The sequence below is a fragment of the Variovorax sp. OK212 genome (assembly GCF_900112425.1).
GTDB lineage: Bacteria > Pseudomonadota > Gammaproteobacteria > Burkholderiales > Burkholderiaceae_C > Variovorax.
Genome location: NZ_FOLP01000001.1, coordinates 363,602 through 384,748, shown reverse-complemented (window position 1 = coordinate 384,748; position 21,147 = coordinate 363,602). Strand labels below are relative to the sequence as shown.

The 21,147-nt window shown below is 67.9% G+C and carries 17 protein-coding genes; 15 read left to right on the top strand and 2 right to left on the bottom strand.

Annotation, left to right across the window (positions count from 1 at the left end):
- Positions 1-24 precede the first annotated feature (24 nt).
- The 4 genes from BM004_RS01680 to BM004_RS01665 all read left to right on the top strand — a co-directional run bounded on the left by BM004_RS01680 (position 25) and on the right by BM004_RS01665 (position 2,571).
- The gene (locus BM004_RS01680; RefSeq protein ID WP_177206314.1) at positions 25-762 is read left to right on the top strand and encodes a Crp/Fnr family transcriptional regulator; all 738 of its coding nucleotides are present in this window, start codon (positions 25-27) and stop codon (positions 760-762) included.
- Between the two features lie 73 nt (positions 763-835).
- The gene (locus tag BM004_RS01675; RefSeq protein WP_177206313.1) at positions 836-1,582 is read left to right on the top strand and encodes a 2OG-Fe(II)-dependent halogenase WelO5 family protein; all 747 of its coding nucleotides are present in this window, start codon (positions 836-838) and stop codon (positions 1,580-1,582) included.
- A gap of 9 nt (positions 1,583-1,591) precedes the next feature.
- Complete coding sequence (locus BM004_RS01670) at positions 1,592-2,299, top strand: AzlC family ABC transporter permease (RefSeq protein ID WP_143072395.1); 708 nt, start codon at positions 1,592-1,594, stop codon at positions 2,297-2,299.
- Positions 2,296-2,571, top strand: a complete 276-nt coding sequence (locus BM004_RS01665) for a hypothetical protein (RefSeq protein WP_093334540.1) — start codon at positions 2,296-2,298, stop codon at positions 2,569-2,571. Before BM004_RS01670 ends, BM004_RS01665 begins: the two co-directional genes overlap by 4 nt.
- A 77-nt stretch (positions 2,572-2,648) precedes the next feature.
- Here the strand turns inward: BM004_RS01665 and BM004_RS01660 are convergent, their stop codons facing one another.
- Positions 2,649-5,834, bottom strand: coding sequence for an efflux RND transporter permease subunit (locus tag BM004_RS01660; protein ID WP_093210888.1), 3,186 nt, complete (start codon positions 5,832-5,834; stop codon positions 2,649-2,651).
- On the bottom strand, positions 5,831-7,075 hold the full coding sequence (locus tag BM004_RS01655) for an efflux RND transporter periplasmic adaptor subunit (protein WP_093210886.1): 1,245 nt from the start codon (positions 7,073-7,075) through the stop codon (positions 5,831-5,833). Before BM004_RS01655 ends, BM004_RS01660 begins: the two co-directional genes overlap by 4 nt.
- 255 nt (positions 7,076-7,330) lie before the next feature.
- Between BM004_RS01655 and BM004_RS01650 the strand changes: the two genes are divergently transcribed.
- The 11 genes from BM004_RS01650 to BM004_RS01600 all read left to right on the top strand — a co-directional run bounded on the left by BM004_RS01650 (position 7,331) and on the right by BM004_RS01600 (position 20,952).
- Positions 7,331-7,789, top strand: coding sequence for a hypothetical protein (locus BM004_RS01650; RefSeq protein ID WP_093210884.1), 459 nt, complete (start codon positions 7,331-7,333; stop codon positions 7,787-7,789).
- A 62-nt stretch (positions 7,790-7,851) separates the two neighbouring features.
- Positions 7,852-9,213, top strand: a complete 1,362-nt coding sequence (miaB, locus tag BM004_RS01645) for a tRNA (N6-isopentenyl adenosine(37)-C2)-methylthiotransferase MiaB (RefSeq protein ID WP_093210882.1) — start codon at positions 7,852-7,854, stop codon at positions 9,211-9,213.
- Entirely contained in the window at positions 9,213-10,640 is a 1,428-nt protein-coding gene (locus BM004_RS01640; RefSeq protein WP_093125987.1) for a sensor histidine kinase, read from the top strand. The genes miaB and BM004_RS01640 overlap by 1 nt, the downstream gene beginning before the upstream one ends.
- Positions 10,641-10,697: 57 nt before the next feature.
- Positions 10,698-11,354, top strand: a complete 657-nt coding sequence (locus BM004_RS01635; RefSeq protein WP_093210880.1) for a hypothetical protein — start codon at positions 10,698-10,700, stop codon at positions 11,352-11,354.
- 71 nt (positions 11,355-11,425) lie between these two features.
- On the top strand, positions 11,426-12,814 hold the full coding sequence (locus BM004_RS01630; protein ID WP_093125993.1) for a sigma 54-interacting transcriptional regulator: 1,389 nt from the start codon (positions 11,426-11,428) through the stop codon (positions 12,812-12,814).
- Positions 12,815-13,007: 193 nt separating this feature from the next.
- Positions 13,008-13,211: a hypothetical protein gene (locus BM004_RS01625; protein ID WP_093125995.1), complete on the top strand. Its 204-nt coding sequence runs from the start codon at positions 13,008-13,010 to the stop codon at positions 13,209-13,211.
- Between the two features lie 5 nt (positions 13,212-13,216).
- On the top strand, positions 13,217-15,232 hold the full coding sequence (gene mdoH, locus BM004_RS01620; protein WP_093210878.1) for a glucans biosynthesis glucosyltransferase MdoH: 2,016 nt from the start codon (positions 13,217-13,219) through the stop codon (positions 15,230-15,232).
- 228 nt (positions 15,233-15,460) lie between these two features.
- Positions 15,461-17,941, top strand: coding sequence for a glucose/quinate/shikimate family membrane-bound PQQ-dependent dehydrogenase (locus BM004_RS01615; protein WP_093210876.1), 2,481 nt, complete (start codon positions 15,461-15,463; stop codon positions 17,939-17,941).
- Between the two features lie 64 nt (positions 17,942-18,005).
- Positions 18,006-18,728 (top strand): TetR/AcrR family transcriptional regulator, encoded by a 723-nt coding sequence (locus BM004_RS01610; RefSeq protein WP_093210874.1) that lies wholly within the window; start codon positions 18,006-18,008, stop codon positions 18,726-18,728.
- Positions 18,725-20,044: an MFS transporter gene (locus BM004_RS01605; RefSeq protein WP_093210872.1), complete on the top strand. Its 1,320-nt coding sequence runs from the start codon at positions 18,725-18,727 to the stop codon at positions 20,042-20,044. The genes BM004_RS01610 and BM004_RS01605 overlap by 4 nt, the downstream gene beginning before the upstream one ends.
- A 17-nt stretch (positions 20,045-20,061) precedes the next feature.
- Positions 20,062-20,952 (top strand): SMP-30/gluconolactonase/LRE family protein, encoded by an 891-nt coding sequence (locus tag BM004_RS01600; RefSeq protein ID WP_093210870.1) that lies wholly within the window; start codon positions 20,062-20,064, stop codon positions 20,950-20,952.
- Positions 20,953-21,147: the final 195 nt, after the last annotated feature.

The following is a 21,147-nucleotide window of genomic DNA, read 5'->3' as shown; positions in this document are numbered from 1 at the left end:
GAAGCGATCTTCTGAATGAAAAGAATGAATTCCGAATCCTCGGCCCGTGCCTCCGCCCGTGATTCCGCCCGTGCCTCCGCGTACGCCAGTTGGGACGCCTCCCTGGCGCTCTCGACCCCCTGGGTCGAAGCCACCCATCTGGGCAGCGTCATCAGCCTGGCGACCGGCGACGTGCTGGCCCGCGAAGGAGAGCGGCACAGTTATTTCTATCTCCTGCGATCCGGCTTTGTTCACTCGACGATCCAGCGAAGCAATGGCGCGGAATTCCTGCTCGAGATATTCGGGCCGGGCGCCATCTTTGGCGAAGGCCCGGCATTTGCCGACCTGCCGCGTCCGACCACGACGCGCGTGGTCGCACCCGCGACCCTGAGCCGCTACCTCCCCGGCGAGATCACCCGGAAATTCTCCGCCATGCCGGAATTGGCTGATTCGCTCATCCAATTGCTCGGCTTCAAGAATCACATGATTGTTGAGAAGCTTGCGGGCGTTGCATCCGCGGCGCCCAAGGAGAGGGTGGTGGACCTGCTTTTGCGTATTGCGCGATTGCAATCGAACAGCAATTCGACATTGACGCAGGAATCAGGTGACTTTCACGTCGATCTGACGCACGAGAAAATTGCCGCCATGACGGCATTGAGCCGGGTCACCGTGACAAGAACCCTGAACTCGCTGTCGCGCGAAGGGGTCATTGAAACACGGGCCAAGCAGGTCATCATCCACGACGCCTCGGCGTTACGCCGTTTGCATTACAGAAATAGTTGACTTTCTGTATCCCTGGATACCACGAAAAACCCCATTTTGACGCCATTATCGTCCCCACAATCAAGGGGAAATGATGGCAGAGGTCAAAAAATGGGTGGTTGAAGATATCAACCGCATGGCGCCCAACCTCGCGGCGGTCAAGAGATTTTCAACCGACGACTGCGCGGGCCTGCGGTTCGAGAATTTTCTTCAAGAATATCAGGTCGACCTGATATTGCATGCCATTTCAAAAATCGGCATCGAATACTACGAGGGAGACGACAAAGCCGGCGGTGTCGTTCGCAAAGGAAAGCTCGGCCCCAATTTCTTTCGCTTCAAATCCGACCACAGCGAATATTTCCGCCGGGCGCGCATTTTCGAGAAAGTATTCGAAGAGCGCATTCTCAGGCTGGTCAATTTCTTTCCTCGCGTCCAGGAAGTGGCGTCGAAGACCTTCTCCCTGGGCCACGGCGTCGCCGAGCACCAGGACCGGCGCATGATGAACTTCACGGTGCGCGTCCTGCCGGAGGCGCCCATTCACCGCGACTGGATGCCGGGCGAAAACACCGGGCTTTCCTTCGCGCCGCGCGTCAGCGAACAGTTTGCCTGGAACATCTACCTCAAGACACCCAAGGCGGGGGGCCAGACGCGCATCTACAAGGAACAGGACCCCGCGCAGGCCGCCAAGGCAAGCAATTACATCGATGTCGCCCCCCGCGTCGGCGATTTGATCATCTTCCGCTCCACGCAGGCCCATTCGGTATTGCCGAGCGATGGAGAGCGATTGACCTTGTCCGGGTTTTTCGGAATCACCTCCGAAAAACTCCTGTTCTGGGTCTGAAGGGTGCCGGTGGAAAAATCCCTGTCCGCGCCCATGGGAATTTCACATGGCTGGATTGCGGCATTGCCTTTCATTCCCAAGGTGCTGGTATTCGGCCTGATCGTGGGCGTTGCCAGCAAGAATGCCGACTGGTCGCTCGGTGAATTGATTTTTGCCGCCCTGAGCGTCAATGCCGCCACCGCACAATTGGCCGCACTGGAATTCAACAATTCCGCCCACATCGGCGCATTGATTGCATTGACCGTTGGCCTCAATGCCAAGCATCTTCTTTTCACGGCCTCGCTTTGGCCCTATCTGAAGAATTCCAGCAGATGGCGCACATGGCTGGCAGCCAGCATGGTGACCGACAGCAGCTGGACGGCCTGCCACATTGCGGCCCAGCGCGGCCCGATCAACGCCAATTTCATTCTTGGCAATTCGTCCGCATTGACCTTGGCGTGGACGGCCGGCTGCATTGCCGGATTTCAATTCGGCGCCATTTTCACGCCGCAGATGCTCTATCGCTTCGGAATGGACGCGCTGGTGCCACTGTCCATGGCGCTGCTGCTGCCCCTCGGCCTTCGAAAGAACCCGCACCACCTGACGCCCGTTGCCATCGGCGCCGTGGCCGGCCTGGTCTGCTGGTGGCGAACCGACCAACAGGCCGCGGCGGTGCTGCTGGCGGGACTGGCCGGCATGGCCGCCACGCGGTGGACCCCCAAGAGGCCGCGAACATGAATGCGATCGTCGTCATGGCCTTGGTCACGATTGCCATCCGCCTGTCGGGCCTGGGCGCCGCGCAATGGCTGTCGCGTTGGCCGGCGGCCGAGGTTGCGCTGTCGAACGCAGGCCCCAGCCTGATGGGTGCCTACCTGCTGATCCAGATCTGCATTGCGCCAGGCCTGCTTTTCCCCGTGGCCGTCACCATGGCCGTGGCGTGGCGCTTCGGCGGACTGCAGATTGCCTTTCTTGCCGGTTGGCTGGCGCTCATGGCCGCGCGCCACCTTTGAAGCCGGGAGGCGCCAGCCGGGGCCTCCCGCAGTCGCTTCAAGAACGAACGCGGCGGTTCGCCGCGGTTCGCCGGGCTTCAGGCGTGCGCTGCCGTGTCTGCGGCCACGCCAGCTTCCGGCTTCTTCACCTCGCCCGGCAGGTCCACCATCGGCCCGGTGCCGCTGTAGCGGTCCAGCGCCAGGTAGATGGCCGGCGTGATGTACAGCGTGATCACCTGCGAGAAGATCAGCCCGCCCACCACCGCCACGCCCAGCGGCTGGCGCAGCTCGGCGCCGGCACCGAGCCCCAGCGCGAGCGGCAGCGCGCCCATCAGTGCGGCCAGCGTGGTCATCAGGATCGGGCGGAAACGCAGGCGGCAGGCCTCGCGGATCGCGTCGACCGGCTTCATGCCCTCGGTGCGCTGCGCGTCGAGCGCGAAGTCGATCAGCATGATCGCGTTCTTCTTCACGATGCCGATCAGCAGCAGGATGCCGATGGTGGCGATCAGCGTCAGGTCGAAGCCGAAGAGCTTCAGCGAAAGCAGCGCGCCCACCGCAGCTGAGGGCAGGCCGGCCAGGATGGTGAGCGGGTGGATGTAGCTCTCGTACAGCACGCCCAGCAGCACGTAGATGACCAGCACCGCCAGCACCAGCAGCACCGTCTGGCTCGACTGCGAGCTCTGGAACACCGCCGCGTCGCCGCCGTAGGTGGTGATGATCGACGGCGGCATCTTCAGCTCGTCCTTGAAGCGGTCGATCTTCGCGGTGGCGTTGCCCAGCGGCACGTCGGGCGCGAGGTTGAACGACACGGTCACGGCCTGCAGCTGGCCCTGGTGGTTGACCGAGGTCGGCCCCACGGTGCGGTTGACGCTGGAGAAGGCCGACAGCGGCACCAGCTTGCCGGTGTTGCTGCGCACGGACAGGCGCGACACGTCGTCCTCGAACTGGCGGTCGCTGTCGGCGGCCGAAAGAATCACCTGGTAGGTGTTGCTGGCCGCGTAGATGCTGCCGATCTGGCGGTCGCCGTACGCGTTGTACAGCGCCAGGCGCAGGTCGCCCACCGCCACGCCGAGCACGCCGGCCTTGTCGCGGTCGATGTCCAGCGTGGCCTGCAGGCCGCGGTTCTGCGAGTCGCTGGTGACGTCGCGGAAGTCGGCGTCGGCGCGCATGCGCTCCATGAGCTTGGTGGCCCACGGCACCATCTCGCCCGCGTTCACGCTCTGCAGCGTGTACTGGAAGCGCGCCTTGCTCTGGCGGCCGCCCAGGCGCAGGTTCTGCACGGGCTGCATGTACACGGCAATGCCGGGGATCTCGCGGAAGCGCTGGCGCAGCGACTCCAGCACCTTGGCCATCTGCGGGCGCTCGCTGCGCGACTTGAGCACGGCGAACAGGCGGCCCGAGTTCTGCGTGGCGGTGGGCCCGCCCACGCCGACGAAGGAGCTCACGTAGTCGACGCTCGGGTCTTCCTTGAGCGCGGCGGCCACGCGGTCCTGCAGTGCCTTCATGGCGGTGAAGGAAATGTCTTCGGCCGCCTCGGTGGTGATCTGGATCTGGCCGATGTCTTCCTCGGGGAAGAAGCCCTTGGGAATGGTGACGAACAGCCAGCCGGTGATGACGAAGGTGAGCCCCGCCATGGCCAGCATCACGGTGCGGTGCCCCAGCGTCCAGTCGAGCGAGCGCATGTAGCTGCCGTGCACCGCGCGGTAGCCGCGCTCGAAGGCACGGCCGATGGCGGTGCCGGGCTCGGGGTGTTCCTCTTCATGATCGCGATCGTGAACATGGTCGGCCGCGCCTTCCTTGCGCGGCACGTGCTTGAGCAGGCGGCTCGCGAGCATGGGCACCAGCGTGAGCGAGACGATGGCCGACACCAGCACCGCCAGCGCCACCACCACCGCGAACTCGTGGAACAGCAGGCCGATCACGCCCGGCATGAAGAAGATCGGGATGAACACGGCCACCAGCGAGATCGAGATCGAGACGATGGTGAAGCCCACCTCGCGCGCCCCGCGCAGCGCCGCGGCCATCGGCTCCATGCCCTTTTCCACGTAGCGCATGATGTTCTCGAGCACCACGATGGCGTCGTCCACCACCAGGCCCACGGCCAGCGTGATGCCCAGCAGCGAGACGTTGTCCAGGCTGTAGCCGAAGGCGTAGAGCAGCGCCACCGCGCCGATCAGCGAAATGGGAATGGTGGCCGCCGGAATCAGCGTGGCCACCAGCCGGTGCAGGAACAAAAAGATCACCAGCACCACCAGCGCGATGGTGCCCAGCAGCGTGAGCTGCACGTCGTGCACGGCCTCGCGGATCGACAGCGAGCGGTCGTTCACCATCTGGATCTCGACCGACTGCGGCAGCTCCGCCTTGAAACGCGGAATGAGCGCGCGCACCGCGTCCACCACCTGCACGGTGTTGGCGTTGGGCTGGCGCTGCACGGCCAGCGAAATGGAGTCCTGCCCGTTGAAGCTGCTGGCGGTCTTCACCGACTCGAAGCTGTCCTCGATGGTGGCCACCTCGTCCAGCCGCACCGGCGCGCCGTTGCGCTGGCCGACGATCAGCTTGGCGAAGTCGGCCGCCTTCACGAGCTGCCGGTTGGCCTGGATGGTGAGCGTCTGGCGCGGGCCGTCGAGCACGCCCACCGGCGTGTTGGCGTTGGCCGAGTTCACCGCCTTGGCGAGTTCGTCGAGCGTGATGTTGCGCGCGTTGAGCAGGTCGGCATTGGCCTTGATGCGCACCGCGAAGGCCTTGCGCCCGTACACGCCCACCTGCGCCACGCCGTCGATGGTCGACAGCGTGGGCGAGATCAGGTTCTCGGCGTAGTCGTTGAGCTCCGACGGATTCATCGACGGAGAAATCAGCGCGATGAACAGCACCGGCGCGTCGGCCGGATTCACCTTGCGGTACGAGGGCAGCTGCGTGAGTTCCTGCGGCAGCTGGCGCTGCGCGCGCAACAGCGCGGCCTGCACGTCGACGGCGGCGGCGTCGATGTCGCGGCTGCTGACGAACTCGAGCGTGAGCGAGGTCACGCCCTGCGTGTTCACCGAGCTGATGGTCTGCAGGCCCGGGATGGTCGAGAACTGCTTCTCCAGCGGCAGCGCCACCGACGACGCCATGGTGTCCGGACTCGCGCCCGGCAGTTGCGCGTTGACGTTGATGACCGGCGTGTTGTAGCTGGGCAGCGCGGCAACGGGGATGCTGAAGTACGCAAAGATGCCGATGACGACCACGGCCGCGGACAGCAGCACCGTCATCGCCGGACGGCGGATGCAGAGCTCCGAGATGTTCATGCGCGTTCCTGCTTGGGCGGCTTCGCGTCGGTGCCGTCGGAAGAAGCGGCGCTGCCGGGCGTGACGGCGGAGTTGCCGTTCGCCGGGGCGGCGGGGGCGCCCGGCGTGGCGGGCGCACCAGGGGCAGGCGCACCAGCGGCACCAGGGGCACCAGGGGCACCAGGAGCAGCGGCCGGCGCCTTCGCGTCGACGCGCACCTTGCCGCCCGGCCGCACGTTCTGGCTGCCCTCGATCACCACCTGCTCGCCCGGCTCCACGCCGCTCACGGCAACCTTGGTGCCGAAGGTGTGCAGCGTCTTCACCTTGCGCCGCGTGGCGGTCCTGGCCTCGTCGACCACATAGAGCGAGGTGCCGTCGGACAGCATCATCAGCGCCGCGGCCGGCACCACCGTGACGCCGTCGAGCGAGCGCACCGTGATGCGCGTGCCGACGAACTGCCCCGGCCACAGGCTCTGGTCGGCATTGGCGAACACCGCCTTGGCGCGCACCGTGCCGATGGTCGGGTCGACCGTGTTGTCGACGAAATCGAGCGTGCCGCTCAGCGGCTCCTTGCGGCCGGTGACCACGGCCTCGACCTTGGAGCGCGAGCGCGCGGCCTGCAGCAGGTCCTGCAGGTTGCCTTCGGGCACGGGGAAGCTCACGGCGATCGGGTCGAGCTGGGTGATGGTGACCAGCGACAGCGTCGGCTGCACCAGCGTGCCCGGGTAGATGTTCACGGCGCCGATGCGCCCGGCAATGGGCGCGCGCAGCGTGGCATAGCCCAGCGCGACCTGGGCCGACTGCACGGCGGCGCGGTCGGCGGCCACGGCGGCGCGCTGCGCCTCGAGCTGCGAGAGCGTGGCGTCGGCCGCGCTCTTGGCGATGAAGTTCTGCGCCACCAGGTCCTGGCTGCGCTTGTACTGGCGCTCCAGGTCGGCCATGGTGGCCTCGTCCTTCTGCTGCTGCGCCCGTGCGCGCGCCAGGTTGGCCTGGTCGTTGCGGTCGTCGAGCGTGAAGAGCAGCTGGCCGGACTTGACGAACTGGCCCTCCTTCACGTGCACCGCGCTCACCGTGTTGGTGACCTGCGGGCGCAGGTCGACGCTGTTGAGGGACACCACGCTGCCATTGACCTGCACGGTGACCGGCACGTCCTGCTTCTGGGCCGTGGCCAGCGTCACGAGCGCGGGCGCTGCCCCCCCCGCCGGGCCGCCGGCGGCCGTGGGTGCCTTCGCGTTCTTCGGGCCCGACTTGTTGCCGGACATGCTCCACCACCCGCCCGCGACGGCTACGATCAACACGCCCGCAAGGGCGACGGCAACATTTTTCTTCATGGGTTTTTTGTGCACTTTGGGCTGACAACGGCTATTGAATCAGTGGCCGCCCCGGAGTGTTCACCAGTCCTGTAAAGAAATGTAAAGCAAGTCAAACCCACGCCCTGGACACTACCCGCTGCGGACGGCCAAGGGGAATGCACCCCCTCGCTAAAATCCCCGCTCCACAGCCTCTGGATATACCCCATGAACCGCTGCAAGACACCCACGAACGCTCTCTCTTACATGGCGCTGTGCGCAGCCGCCGCCAGCCTCTTCGGCCTGCTCAGCCTTCCCGCCAACGCCCAGGACGAAGTTCCCCGCCCGCAGACCCAGAATGAATCGCTGGTCGGCGGTCGCAACTTTCCTGTCGGCACTCTGCGCGGCAAGTTGATGGTGGTCAACGCCCCCGACGTCGAACTCGACGGCAGGGCCGACCGCCTGGGCGCCGGCGCGCGCATCCGCAGCCCGCAGAACATGCTGGTCATGCCCGGCGCCATCATTGGCCAGAAGTACCTGGTCAACTACACGCGCGACGCCGCCGGGCTGCTGCGCGAGGTGTGGATCCTCACGCCGGACGAAGCCATGGCCAGCCGCGAGTCGCTGGACAAGCCGTTCCTGAACATCTGGCCGTTCGTCTCGAACGACACGCTCAACACGCAATAAAAAAGCGCGGCGCGCCTTGCGCGCCCGCCGCCCTCCGCACCGGAGGGCAGAGAGAGTTCCCCATGAAAAAAGTATTCATCAAGACCTTCGGCTGCCAGATGAACGAGTACGACTCGGACAAGATGGCCGACGTGCTCAACGCCGCGCAGGGCTACGAGCCCACGCAGAACGTGGACGAGGCCGACCTCATCCTGTTCAACACCTGCTCCGTGCGCGAGAAGGCGCAGGAAAAGGTGTTCTCCGACCTCGGCCGCGTGAAGCACCTGAAGGCCAAGGGCGTGAAGATCGGCGTGGGCGGCTGCGTGGCGAGCCAGGAAGGCCAGGCCATCATCGCGCGCGCACCGTACGTCGACATCGTGTTCGGCCCGCAGACGCTGCACCGCCTGCCCGAGATGCTGAACGACCGCGAGCGGCTGGGCCGCCCGCAGGTGGACATCAGCTTCCCCGAGATCGAGAAGTTCGACCACCTGCCGCCCGCGCGCGTGGAAGGCGCCACCGCCTTCGTGTCGATCATGGAAGGCTGCTCCAAGTACTGCAGCTACTGCGTGGTGCCCTACACCCGCGGCGAGGAAGTGAACCGCCCGCTGGACGACGTGCTGGTCGAGATCGCCGGCCTGGCCGACCAGGGCGTGCGCGAGATCACGCTGCTGGGCCAGAACGTGAACGCCTACCGCGGCAGGATGGGCGACACGGCGGAGATCGCCGACTTCGCGCTGCTGATCGAGTACGTGGCCGAGATCCCCGGCATCGAGCGCATCCGCTACACCACCAGCCACCCGAACGAGTTCACGCAGCGCCTGATCGAGGCCTACGCCAAAGTGCCGCAGCTCGTGAGCCACCTGCACCTGCCGGTGCAGCACGGCAGCGACCGCATCCTGATGGCCATGAAGCGCGGCTACACCGCCATGGAATACAAGAGCACGGTGCGCAAGCTGCGCGCCATCCGCCCCGAGCTGGCCCTGAGCAGCGACTTCATCGTCGGCTTCCCCGGCGAGACCGACGAAGACTTCGCGAAGATGATGAAGCTCATCGAAGACTGCCAGTTCGACAGCAGCTTCAGCTTCATCTTCAGCCCGCGCCCCGGCACGCCGGCCGCCGCGCTGCAGGACGACACGCCGCACGAAGTCAAGCTCGCGCGCCTGCACACCCTGCAGGCCGCGATCGACAGCAACGTGAAGCGCTTCGGCCAGGCCCTGGTGGGCAGCACCCAGCGCGTGCTGGTGGAAGGCGCCTCGCGCAAGGACGCCAACGAACTCATGGGACGCACCGCCTGCAACCGCGTCGTGAACTTCGAGGGCGACGCCCGCCTGGTCGGCCAGATGACCGACCTGCGCATCACGCGCTCGCTGGCGTACACGCTGCGCGGCGAGGTGCTGACGCGCGAGTCGGCCATGGCCCCGGCTGCCACGGCGCTCGCCCACTGATGGCGAAGCGACCTTCCACGCGGGGCTCGTTCCAGCAGCTGCTGCTGTTCGCCTTCTTGCTGATCACCGCGCTGCTGGTGGGCGTGGCGCTGCGCTCGGTGCTGCAGTACGACGTGCTCATGACCCAAAGCCGCGACGCGGCCGCGCGCGCGTTGCGCCTGTCGGGCGCGGCGCAGTCGCTGGCCGAACGCAGCGCGGCCATGGAGCGCGCCGGGCGCCAGTCGCTGGTGCTCAACGACGCCGTGCTGCGCCGCCGCTTCGACGACGCCGCGCGCGAGGCGCACCAGGTGCTCGAGCGCCTGGAGAACAACGGCCTGGCGCCCGCGGGCATCGAGATGTGGCGCGCCCAGCTCGGCGTGATCGAGGGCCTGATGAGCGGCAGCGCCGACAGCGCCCTCACGCGCGAAAGCACCATGGCCATGCAGTTCCGCGAACTCGACGCGCTGAACACCAACCTCGCGCAGCAGGCGCAGTTTTTGATCGAAACGCAGAACGACGCGCTGGCCAAGCGCATCGAGAACGCACGCCGCCGGCTGATGCGCGAAGTGGTGGCCGCCAGCGTGCTGGCCGTGTCGCTGGCGCTGGCCTTCGGCATCTGGCTGGCGCGGCCGTTCAAGCGGCTGGAGCACGCCATCGTCGGCCTCGGCCAGAACCGGCTGGACGAGCCCATCGACATCCGCGGCCCGGCCGACGTGCGGCGCGTGTCGCAGCAGCTCGAATGGCTGCGCCTGCGCCTGACCGAGCTCGACGCCGACAAGGCGCGCTTCCTGCGCCACGTGTCGCACGAACTGAAGACGCCGCTGGCCGCGCTGCGCGAAGGCGTCTCGCTGCTCGAAGACGGCGTGACCGGTCCGCTGAACCCGGCACAGCTTGAGGTGGCGCAGATCCTGAACCAGAACACCATCTCGCTGCAGGGCCAGATCGAGGCGCTGCTGCGCTTCAACGCGGCGGCCTTCGAGGCGCGCGAACTGCGCCGCGAACGCACCGAGCTGCTGCCGCTGATCGAGGAACAGATCGAGGCGCAACGGCTGCAGTGGCAGTCGCACGGCCTGCGCGTGCGCGCCGAGGGCCAGCCCATCGCGATCACGGTCGACCGCACCAAGCTCGGCACCGCCATCGCCAACCTGTTGAGCAACGCCATTCGCTTTTCGGTAACCGGCGGTGTCATCACCCTGGCGGTGTCGGGGACGCCGGAGGCCGTCTACATTGACGTGGACGACGCGGGGCCGGGCATTGCCGAGGGCGACCGCGACCGGATCTTCGAACCTTTCTTCCGCGGCGAGCGCCAACCCGAACACACGGTGAAAGGCACCGGCATCGGACTTTCCATCGTGCAGGAGTACATTGCAGCCCACGGGGGCCGCATCACCCTGCAGCCCGGTGGACCCGGTGCCCGCTTTCGCATCGAACTGCCGCGCACGGCCTGACCGCACCGGCTCCCCCTCTCCAACACCGCCTCAGCGCTTCGCGTCCTTCTTCGACCCATGTCTTTCTCGTTCGTCCGCAGTTCCACCTTCGCCGGGGCGATCACCGTGCCTTTCGTCCTGCTGCTGGCCGCCTGCGCCTCGCAGCCCAAGCCGCCCGCGGAGGCCGATGCACTGCCACCGCCCCCGGCGGCGCCGCGCGTGATGCCGGTGGAAGCCGAACCCAGGGCGCCGGCCACGCAGCCGGCCTCGCTCTTCACGATGATGACGCAGGGGCCGGTGGCGGCCATGCTGTCGTACGCCGACAAGATGCGCCCGCTGAGCGGCGCCGACCTGAGCGCGGAAATCTCGCGCATCGGCGACCCCGGCGATTCGCCGGCCACCCAGATGCAGCTCGCGCTGCTGCTCTCGCAGACCCGCGTGCCGGCCGACCTGGCGCGCGCGCTGGGCCTGCTGCAGCGCGTGATCGCCAACCCCTCGCCCGAGGCGCAGCCGCTGCACCCGCTCGCGCGCGCGCTGGCCGCGCGCTATGTGGAACAGCGCCGCGCGGAAGACGACCGCGACAAGCAGGTGCAGCAGCTGCGCGACAGCCAGCGCCGCATCGACCAGCTGAACGACCGCATCGAAGCCCTGCGCGCCATCGAGCGCAGCTTCGCGCGGCCCAACATGGCGCCAGCCATGCCGGCGGCGCCGGCCGCAAGCAAGCCGAGCCCATGAGCGCAGCGCCGGGCCGCCCCAAGCAAGCTGAAGCAAGCCCGCACCCCGGTGCGGCGCACGGAGGTTTTTGAATGAGCACAACCGGCGCCCGCCTCCTCGTGGTCGACGACGACCCGGACATGCTGCGGCTGCTCTCGATGCGGCTGAGCTCGGCGGGCTACCAGGTCACGGCCGTGACCTCGGCCGAAACCGCGCTCACGCAGCTCGAGATCGAGCACCCGCAGCTCGTGCTGAGCGACGTGCGCCTGCCCGGGCGCGACGGCCTGCAGCTGTTCGACGAGATCCGCAAGCGCCACCCGTCGCTGCCCGTCATCCTGCTGACCGCGCACGGCACCATTCCCGACGCGGTCGAGGCCACGGCGCGCGGCGTGTTCACCTACCTCACCAAGCCCTACGACGGGCGCGAGCTGCTCGACAAGATCGCGCAGGCGCTGGCTCTGGGCGCTCCCGCCACCACGCCGAGCAAGGCCGGCGACGACAGCTGGCGCTCGGAGATCGTGAGCCGCAGCAACCGCATGGCCGAGCTGCTGGCCGAGGCGCGCATGGTCGCCAAGTCGGACGCCTCGGTGCTGCTGCGCGGCGACTCCGGCGCCGGCAAGGAACTGCTGGCGCGCGCCATCCACAAGGCCAGCGCGCGCGCGGACAAGCCCTTCGTGGCGGTCAATTGCGGCGCCATTCCGGAAGCGCTGCTCGAGTCGGAGCTGTTCGGCCACATGAAAGGCGCCTTCACCGACGCCCATGCCAACCACAAGGGCCTGTTCCAGCAGGCCGACGGCGGCACCCTGCTGCTCGACGAAATCGGTGACATGCCGCCCGCCCTGCAGGTCAAGCTGCTGCGCGTGCTGCAGGAGCGCGCGGTGCGTCCGCTGGGGGCGAGCCAGTCGATCGAGGTCGACGTGCGCATCGTCTCGGCCACCCACCGCGACCTGGACGCCGCGATGGAAGCCGGCCAGTTCCGCGAAGACCTGTATTACCGCCTGAACGTGGTGACGCTCACGCTGCCGCCGCTGTCGGCGCGGCGCGAAGACATTCCGCTGCTGGCCAACCACTTCCTGCAGCGCCTGTCGACCAAGTACGGCAAGCGGCTGTCGGGTTTCGCGCCCGAGGCGCTGAAGGCGCTGACCACGGCCGCCTGGCCGGGCAACGTGCGCCAGCTGTTCAACGTGGTGGAGCAGGTCTGCGCGCTGTCGAGCTCGCCGCTGATCCCGCTGGCGCTGGTGCAGCGCGCGCTGCGCGTGCCGACGGTCGAGGTCCAGACCTATGCCGAGGCCAAGCAGCGTTTCGAGCGCGACTACCTGGTCGGCCTGCTGAAACTGACGGACGGCAACGTGGCCGACGCCGCCCGCCTGGCCGACCGCAACCGCACGGAGTTCTACCGCCTGCTGCAGAAGCACGAGCTCACGCCGGGCCACTTCAAGGCGGACGCTGTCGCTGGCGGCAGTGAGCCTGTCGCCGACTAGCGACGCCCCTAAGTCGTTGATTCATAAGGCCTATCTCCACCTGCCCCCCAGGCTTGTCGGGATTCGGCGACAAAAACGGGGGTTTTGAGGCCCGCCAGCGGCCTCCGCCCCCGAAAAATGCCTTCGCAGCGGCCTAAGCTGTTGATCTGAAAGCGTTTTTCCAGCCTGGCACAGGGTTTGCCCCTGTACTGGCATGACAGCACTAACCAGCCCATCTTTCGCACTGCGCCAGCAGCGCGACGGCCTGCGTCAAAAGCAGTTTTCCCCCTCGCGGCCCCGTGCCGCGGGCTATTCGCTGGCCGCGCTCGCAAGCGCAGGCGGCGCTGAGCCGGATTGCGTGATCAAGCGCTTTCCTGCCATTGGCGACACCCCTTCCCTCGACAAGCAACGTTGGTAAATCACATGAAGCCAAACGACTTCTCGCAACTGAATGTTCTGGCCGACAGCGACTTCTCGCACCGCAGCGCGGTCCGTGAAGAACGCCACCCCAATGCGGTGACCGCGCCTCCGATCAACCGCGGCTCGATGACGCCGCGCCCCTGGCGCGGTTTCTGGAACAGCCTGGGCACCGCCGCCCTGGTGAAGCTCGGTGCCGGCCGCAATGCCGAAGCCGAAGCCGCTCCCCAGGCAGCGCAAGCCAGGCAACCCTGGCAGCGTGCCGCTGGCCAACGCCGCTTCGCCTTCATGATGCTCACCCTGCTGAGCACCGTGATCGCGTCGTCGCTGTTCGCCGGCGTGCAGCCCGACTACGACAACGTCTGGCTCGAATACGGCCAGATCGGCCTGTACGGCCTGCTCTCGGGCTGGGTCGTCACCGGCTTCGTGACCGCGCTGATGGGCTTCTATGTCTCCGTGCGCGGTGACAAGCACGCCCTGTCGGTCAAGCAGGTGGCCAACCACCCGATGAACCCCGAGGCACGCACGGCGATCATCATGCCGATCTGCAACGAGGACGTGGCCACCGTGTTCGCCGGCCTGCGCGCCACCTGCGAATCGGTCGCGGCCACCGGCCACGCCAGGCAGTTCGACGTGTTCGTGCTGTCCGACAGCTACAACCCCGAGACCGCCGCCGCCGAGCGCGCCGCCTGGGAAGACCTGCGCGCCGCGCTGGCCGACAGCCCGAACCAGCCACAGGTGGAGGTGTACTACCGCCTGCGCACCCGCCGCACGCACCGCAAGGCCGGCAACGTGGCCGACTTCTGCCGCCGCTGGGGCAAGGACTACCGCTACATGGTCGTGCTCGACGCCGACTCGGTGATGAGCGGCGACTGCCTGACCTCGATGGTCAAGCTGATGGAAGCCAACCCCACCGCCGGCATCATCCAGACCGCGACGCAGGCCATCGGCCACGTCACGCTGCACGCCCGCGCACAGCAATTCGCTTCCCGCGTGACGGGCCGCCTGTTCACGCTGGGCATGCAGTTCTGGCAACTGGGCGAGTCGCACTACTGGGGCCACAACGCCATCATCCGCGTCGAACCCTTCATGAAGCATTGCGCGCTGGCCCCGATCAAGGGCACCGGCGGCATGTCGGGCGGCATCATGTCGCACGACTTCGTGGAAGCCGCGCTGATGCGCCGTGCCGGCTACAACGTGTGGCTGGTGTCCGACCTGGTCGGCAGCTACGAACAGCAACCGCCGGACCTGCTGGCCGAGCTGCAACGCGACCGCCGCTGGTGCCAGGGCAACCTGCAGAACGCCCGCCTGATGATGGAGCCCGGCATTCACCCCGTGCACCGCGCGATGTTCGTGACCGGCACCATGGCCTATGTTTCGGCGCCCCTGTGGCTGGCCTTCCTGACGCTGGGCACTGCCCTGTGGCTGAGCGGCTCGAGCCTGGTGTCCAGCTGGAGCGTGCTGCCCGCCGAGCTGGCCGGCCTGTGGGTCTGGACCCTGTGCCTGCTGTTCCTGCCGCGCGTGCTGGGCATCGCCGCCGTGCTGATGCGCGGCGAACAACGCCAGTACGGCGGTGTGTGGGGCCTGGTGAAGAGCTCGCTGCTCGAAAGCGGCCTGGCCATCGTGCAAGCCCCGGTGCGCATGCTGGCCCACTCGCTGTTCGTGCTGGTCGCCCTCACCGGCATCAAGCTCGACTGGAAGTCGCCCCCGCGTGAAGCCGCCGCCGTGCCGTGGAAGGTCGCTGCCGCGCAGCTGGCCCCCATGACCCTGGTGATCGCCATGCTGGCCGTGGGTGTCGCCATGATCGACCCGAGCGCGCTGATCTGGCTGATGCCCGTGGGCCTGCCGCTGCTGCTGGCGATCCCGCTGACCGTGCTGACCAGCCAGATCGCGCTGGGCACCACGCTGCGCGACCGCGGCTTCCTGCTGATCCCCGAGGAATCGCGTTCGCCCGCCGTGCTGCGCCGCGCCTGGATGCACGCCGTGCGCCTGGCCCGCCCGGCCGCCCTGGCCACCGCCTGAGGCGCCATGCCTTGCTGAAGGACGCGGAACGACGCTGAAGCAAGCTTCAGCCTCCCCCCAAGAAGCCGGCCATTGCGCCGGCTTTTTTCATGGCGCAGACTGAGCCCGTCCGCACGGGTGCGTGGGTCAAATCCGGTCTTGATAAGGGTAAACCCTAGGATCGGCGAAAATTCCCGGTTTCGGCGGCTGTTCGCAGCCGCGCAACGGCCAAGCAAGGGGGTTCGATCCATGACGGAAAAACAGGCGCCGGTGGTCCGGCAATCGCGGTTCTGGCGCTTCGTCACGCCCCCGGCGCTGGTGGCGCTCGGCGTGCTCGCCATGCTGATGGGCGCGTACCTCGCGGTCGGCGGCGCCTACCTCGCCGCGCTCGGCGGCAGCTGGTACTTCGTGCTGGCCGGGCTCTCGCTGCTGGTGGCCGGCCTGCTCATCGCCAAGCGCCGCGCCACCGGCGCCTGGCTCTTCGCGCTGACGTTCGCGGCTACCGCCGTGTGGGCCGTGTGGGAAGCTGGCTGGCATTTCTGGCCGCTGGTCTCGCGGCTGGCCGCCTTCGCGGTGCTCGGCCTGCTGGTCGCGCTGGCCTACCCGGCGCTGGTGCGCCGCGCGGGCGGCACCGCCGGGCGCGGCGCCCTTGCGGTGGCGGCCGTGCTGGCGGTCGCGCTGCTCGCGACCGGCGGCTACGCCTTCGTGCCCACGCCGGTGATCGCCGCACAGGGCCCCGCGCCGGCCGTCGTGCCCGTCAACCCGCAAGAGGCGCAGAAGGACTGGCGCCACTGGGGCAACACCACCGCGGGCAACCGCTTCGCGGCGCTCGACCAGATCAACAAGGACAACATCGGCCGGCTGCAGGTCGCCTGGACCGCCCACACCGGCGATGTGCCGCAAAGCAACGGCTCGGGCGCGGAAGACCAGAACACGCCGCTGCAGATCGGCAGCACGGTGTACGTGTGCACGGCCTACAGCAAGATCGTCGCGCTCGACGCCGACACCGGCGCCGAGCTCTGGAAGTACGACCCGAAAGCCACCGCGCCGAACTGGCAGCGCTGCCGCGGCCTGGGTTATCACGACCAGGACGCCGCCAAAGCCGCGGAGACGAAGGTGGAAACTTCAGCGTCGGCGCCCGCTGCGGCAGCGTCGACACCTGCACCTGCACCTTCCCCGGCTGCAACCGCTGAAGCCGCCGCCCCCGCGGCCTGCCGCCAGCGCCTGCTGCTGCCCACCACCGACGCACGCCTGATCGCCGTCGACGCCGCCACCGGCAAGCCCTGCGCCGGCTTCGGCAAGCAAGGCACCGTCGACCTCAAGGTCGGCATGGGCGAGGTGAAGGACGGCTACTACCAGCAGACCTCCACCCCGCTGGTCGCGGGCGACCTGGTGGTGGTCGGCGGCCGCGTGGCCGACAACTTCTCCACCGACGAGCCGCCCGGCGTGGTGCGCGCGTACAACGCCGTCACCGGCGAGCTGGCCTGGGCCTGGGACCCGGGCAACCCCGCCGTCACGCGCCTGCCGCCGCCCGGCCAGACCTACACGCGCGGCACGCCCAACGTGTGGTCGGCCATGTCCTTCGATGCGAAGCTGGGCCTGGTCTACCTGCCCACCGGCAACGCCACGCCCGACTTCTGGGCCGGTGAGCGCACGCCGCTGGACGACAGGTACAGCTCGTCGGTGGTCGCGCTCGACGCGAAGAGCGGCAAGGTGCGCTGGACCTTCCAGACCACGCACCACGACCTGTGGGACTTCGACCTGCCCGCGCAGCCGCTGCTCTATGACATTCCCGACGGCAACGGCGGCACGCAGCCCGCGCTCGCGCAGGTCACCAAGCAGGGCGAGATCTTCCTGCTCAACCGCGAGACCGGAAAGCCGATCGCCGAAGTGCAGGAGCGCCCGGTGCCGCAGGGCAACGTGCCCGGCGAGCGCTATTCGCCGACGCAGCCCTTCTCGGTGGGCATGCCCTCCATCGGCAACAAGACACTGAGCGAGTCCGACATGTGGGGCGCCACGCCCTTCGACCAGCTGCTGTGCCGCATCGCCTTCAAGGGCATGCGCCATGAAGGCGTGTACACGCCGCCGGGCCTGGACCGCGCGCTGCAGTTCCCGGGTTCGCTGGGCGGCATGAACTGGGGCAGCGTGTCGGTCGACCCGACCAGCAGCTACATGTTCGTGAACGACATGCGCCTGGGCCTGGCCAACTACATGATCCCGCGCGCCAACATCAAGCCCGGTGCCAGCGGCATCGAGATGGGCGTGGTGCCGCAGGAAGGCACGCCCTACGGCGCGATGCGCGAGCGCTTCCTGTCGCAGCTGGGCATTCCGTGCCAGGCACCGCCCTTCGGCACGATGTCGGCCATCGACCTGAAGACGCGCAAGCTGGTGTGGCAGGTGCCGGTGGGCACGGTGAAGGACACCGGCCCGCTGGGCATCCGCATGCACCTGCCGATTCCCATCGGCATGCCCACCCTGGGCGCGTCCCTGGCCACGCAGTCGGGCCTGCTGTTCTTCGCGGGCACGCAGGACTTCTACCTGCGCGCGTTCGACACGGCGAGCGGCAAGGAAATCTGGAAGGCGCGCCTGCCCGTGGGCAGCCAGTCGGGGCCGATGACCTACGTGTCGCCCAAGACCGGCAGGCAGTACGTGGTGGTGAGCGCGGGCGGCGCGCGGCAGTCGGTGGACCGCGGCGACTACGTGGTCGCGTACGCGCTGCCGCCTCGGTAGTTACCCGGGTTCCGGGCCTTTGTACCATCCGGTACATTGCTATGTACTAACTGGTACATAGCAAATGCCCGCACCCCGACCCGCACCCGGCGACGACGCCCCAACACCGTCGACGCCGCCACCACCGCCGCCGCGCAAAAGCGCCGCGCGCGTCGTCAACCCCGAGGCGAACCGCCAGAACATCATCGAGGTCGCCACCGCCGAGTTCTCGCAGCACGGCCTGGCCGGCGCGCGCGTGGACGAGATCGCAAGCAAGACCGACTGCAGCAAGCGCCTCATCTACTACTACTTCGGGGACAAGGAGGGCCTGTACCTCGCGGTGCTCGAGAACGTCTACCGCCGCGTGCGCAGCGTGGAGAGCGAACTCGACTTCGACCACGCGCCCCCCGAGGAAGCGATGCGCCGCATGGTCGGCTTCCGCTTCGACCACCACTTCCAGAACCGCGACTTCGTGCGGCTGGTGACGATCGAGAACATCCACGAGGCGCGCTTCCTCAAGCAATCGGGCGTCATCCGCGAACTCAGCGCGGCCGCCGTCGAGCGCGTGGCGCGCATCTACCGGCGCGGTGTCGAGGCGGGCGTGTTCCGCGACGGCATCGAGCCGGTGGACATCCACTGGCAGATCAGCGCGATGAGCTTCTACAACGTGTCCAACCGCGACACCTTCTCCGCGCTCTTCGGCATCCAGCTCGATGCGCCCGGCAACGTCGCGCGCCTGCGCGCCAACGTCATCGAGAGCGTGCTGCGCTTCGTGGCGAAGAACACTTCCGCGAACCCCCAGACATGAACACCACCACTGCAACGCCCGCCGCGGGCGCCACCACCGAGGCGCCCACGCGCGCGCGCTTCGGCATCCTCGCACTGCTGGCCACCGGCACCATGATCAACTACCTGGACCGCACGGTGCTCGGCATCGCCGCGCCCACGCTGACCAAGGACCTGGGGCTGTCGCCCGCCGTGATGGGCTTCGTGTTCTCGGCCTTCGCCTGGACCTACGCGGCCGCGCAGATTCCGGGCGGCGTGTTCCTGGACCGCTTCGGCAACAAGCTCACCTACTTTCTCTCGCTGACCTTCTGGTCGCTGTTCACGCTGCTGCAGGGTTTCGCGACCGGGCTCTACAGCCTGGTCGCGATGCGACTGGGCCTGGGCATTTCCGAGGCGCCCTGCTTCCCCGCCAACAGCCGCATCGTGAGCACCTGGTTCCCGCAGAAGGAGCGGGCGCGCGCCACCAGCATCTACACGGTGGGCGAGTACGTGGGGCTGGCGTTCTTCAGCCCGCTGCTCTTCTACATCATGGGCATGTACGGCTGGCAGGCGCTGTTCATCATCGTGGGGCTGGTGGGCATCGCGTTCGGCGCCGTGTGGTGGGCCTGCTACCGCGAGCCGGGCGACAGCCGCTGGGCCAACCGCGCCGAGCTCGCCCACATCGAAGCCGGCGGCGGCCTGGCCGCCAAGCGCGAGCAGACCGTGCCCTTCTCGTGGGCCAACGTGCGGCTGCTGCTGTCGTACCGCCAGATCTGGGGCGCCAGCATCGGCCAGTTCGCGGGCAACGCCACGCTGGTGTTCTTCGTGACCTGGTTCCCCACCTACCTGGCCACCGAGCGCCACATGGGCTGGGTCAAGGTCGGCTTCTTCGCGGTGCTGCCCTTCATTGCGGCCGGCGTGGGCGTGATGTTCGGCGGCTGGCTGTCCGACCGCCTGCTCACGCGCACCGGCTCGGCCAACCTGGCGCGCAAGCTGCCGATCGTGGCGGGCCTGCTGCTGGCCTCGACCATCGTGGCGGCCAACTACGTCGACCGCGACGAGGTGGTGATCGCCATCCTGTCGGTCGCGTTCTTCGGCCAGGGCATGGTCGGGCTGGGCTGGGTCGTCATTGCCGACATCGCGCCGACCCGGCTCATGGGCCTCACGGGCGGCATCTACAACTTCATGACCAACCTGTCGGGCATCACGACGCCGCTGGTCATCGGCTTCATCGTGGGCAGCACCGGCTCCTTCGTCTGGGCGCTGGCCTTCATGGCGGTGCTGGCGCTGCTGGGTGCGCTGTCGTACGTGTTCCTGCTCGGCGACATCCGCCGCATCGAACTGCCGGACACGATGTGAAGGAGAGCCACACACCCATGACGGACGACGTGCGCTGCCTCGTCAACCCCCGCGACCAGCTGGGCGAAACGCCGATCTGGTGCCCGCGCAGCGAGCGCGTCTGGTGGATCGACATCGAGCGGCCCAGGCTGCAGTCCTTCGACGAGCGCACCGGCGAGCACCAGGTGTTCGAGTTTGCGCAGAGCACCTTCCTCGGCGGCCTCGCGCTGCACCGCCGCGGCGGCTTCGTGCTGGCGCTGGACAACACGCTGCACCGCTTCGACCCCGCGACGCGAACGCTGGAGCGCATCGCCGAGGTCGAGCCGCCCGGCAAGGGCACGCGGCTCAACGACGGCCGCTGCGACCGCCAGGGCCGGCTGTGGATCGGCACCATGGACGCCGCCATCGAGAAGCCGCTCGGCAGCTTCTACCGCGTCGAGGCCGACGGTACGCCGCAGTGGCTGTTCGACGACATCATCGTCACCAACTCGGTGTGCGTGTCGCCGGACGGCCGCACGCTCTACATGTCGGACACGCGGCGCTTCAAGCTGTTCGCGTTCGACCTGGACGCGGCGAGCGGCGCGCTGTCGAACCGGCGCGTGTTCGTGGACTACACGGAGCAGCGCGGCCGGCCCGACGGTGCCTGCGTCGACAGCGAAGGCTACGTGTGGAACGCGGTGTTCGCGGGCCACCGCGTGGTGCGCTACGCGCCCTCGGGCGCGGTCGACCGCGTGATCGAGCTGCCGGTGACGCACCCGACCTGCGTGTGCCTGGGCGGACCGGAACTGAAGACGCTCTACATCACCACCGCCACCAAGATGATCGCGCCCGAGGTGCTGGCGCGCGAGACGCTGGCCGGCGCCTTGCTGGCCGTGGAGGTCGACGTGCCCGGGCTGCCCGAGGCGATGTTCGGCACGAACGACGACTGAGGACGGCTGAAGACGACCGAGCGCGACTGACGCTTTCACGCATCGGTGCCCTTCCATCGCGGCGCGGTCTGCCTATAGAATCCGCGCCTCTTTCAACCTCAGCCTTCACTGGAGCGCCAAGTGCCCCGATTCGCCGTCATCACTCTCTGACGCCGACAACACCGCTTCATTGCTGGTCATGTCGGGCGCCAAGCT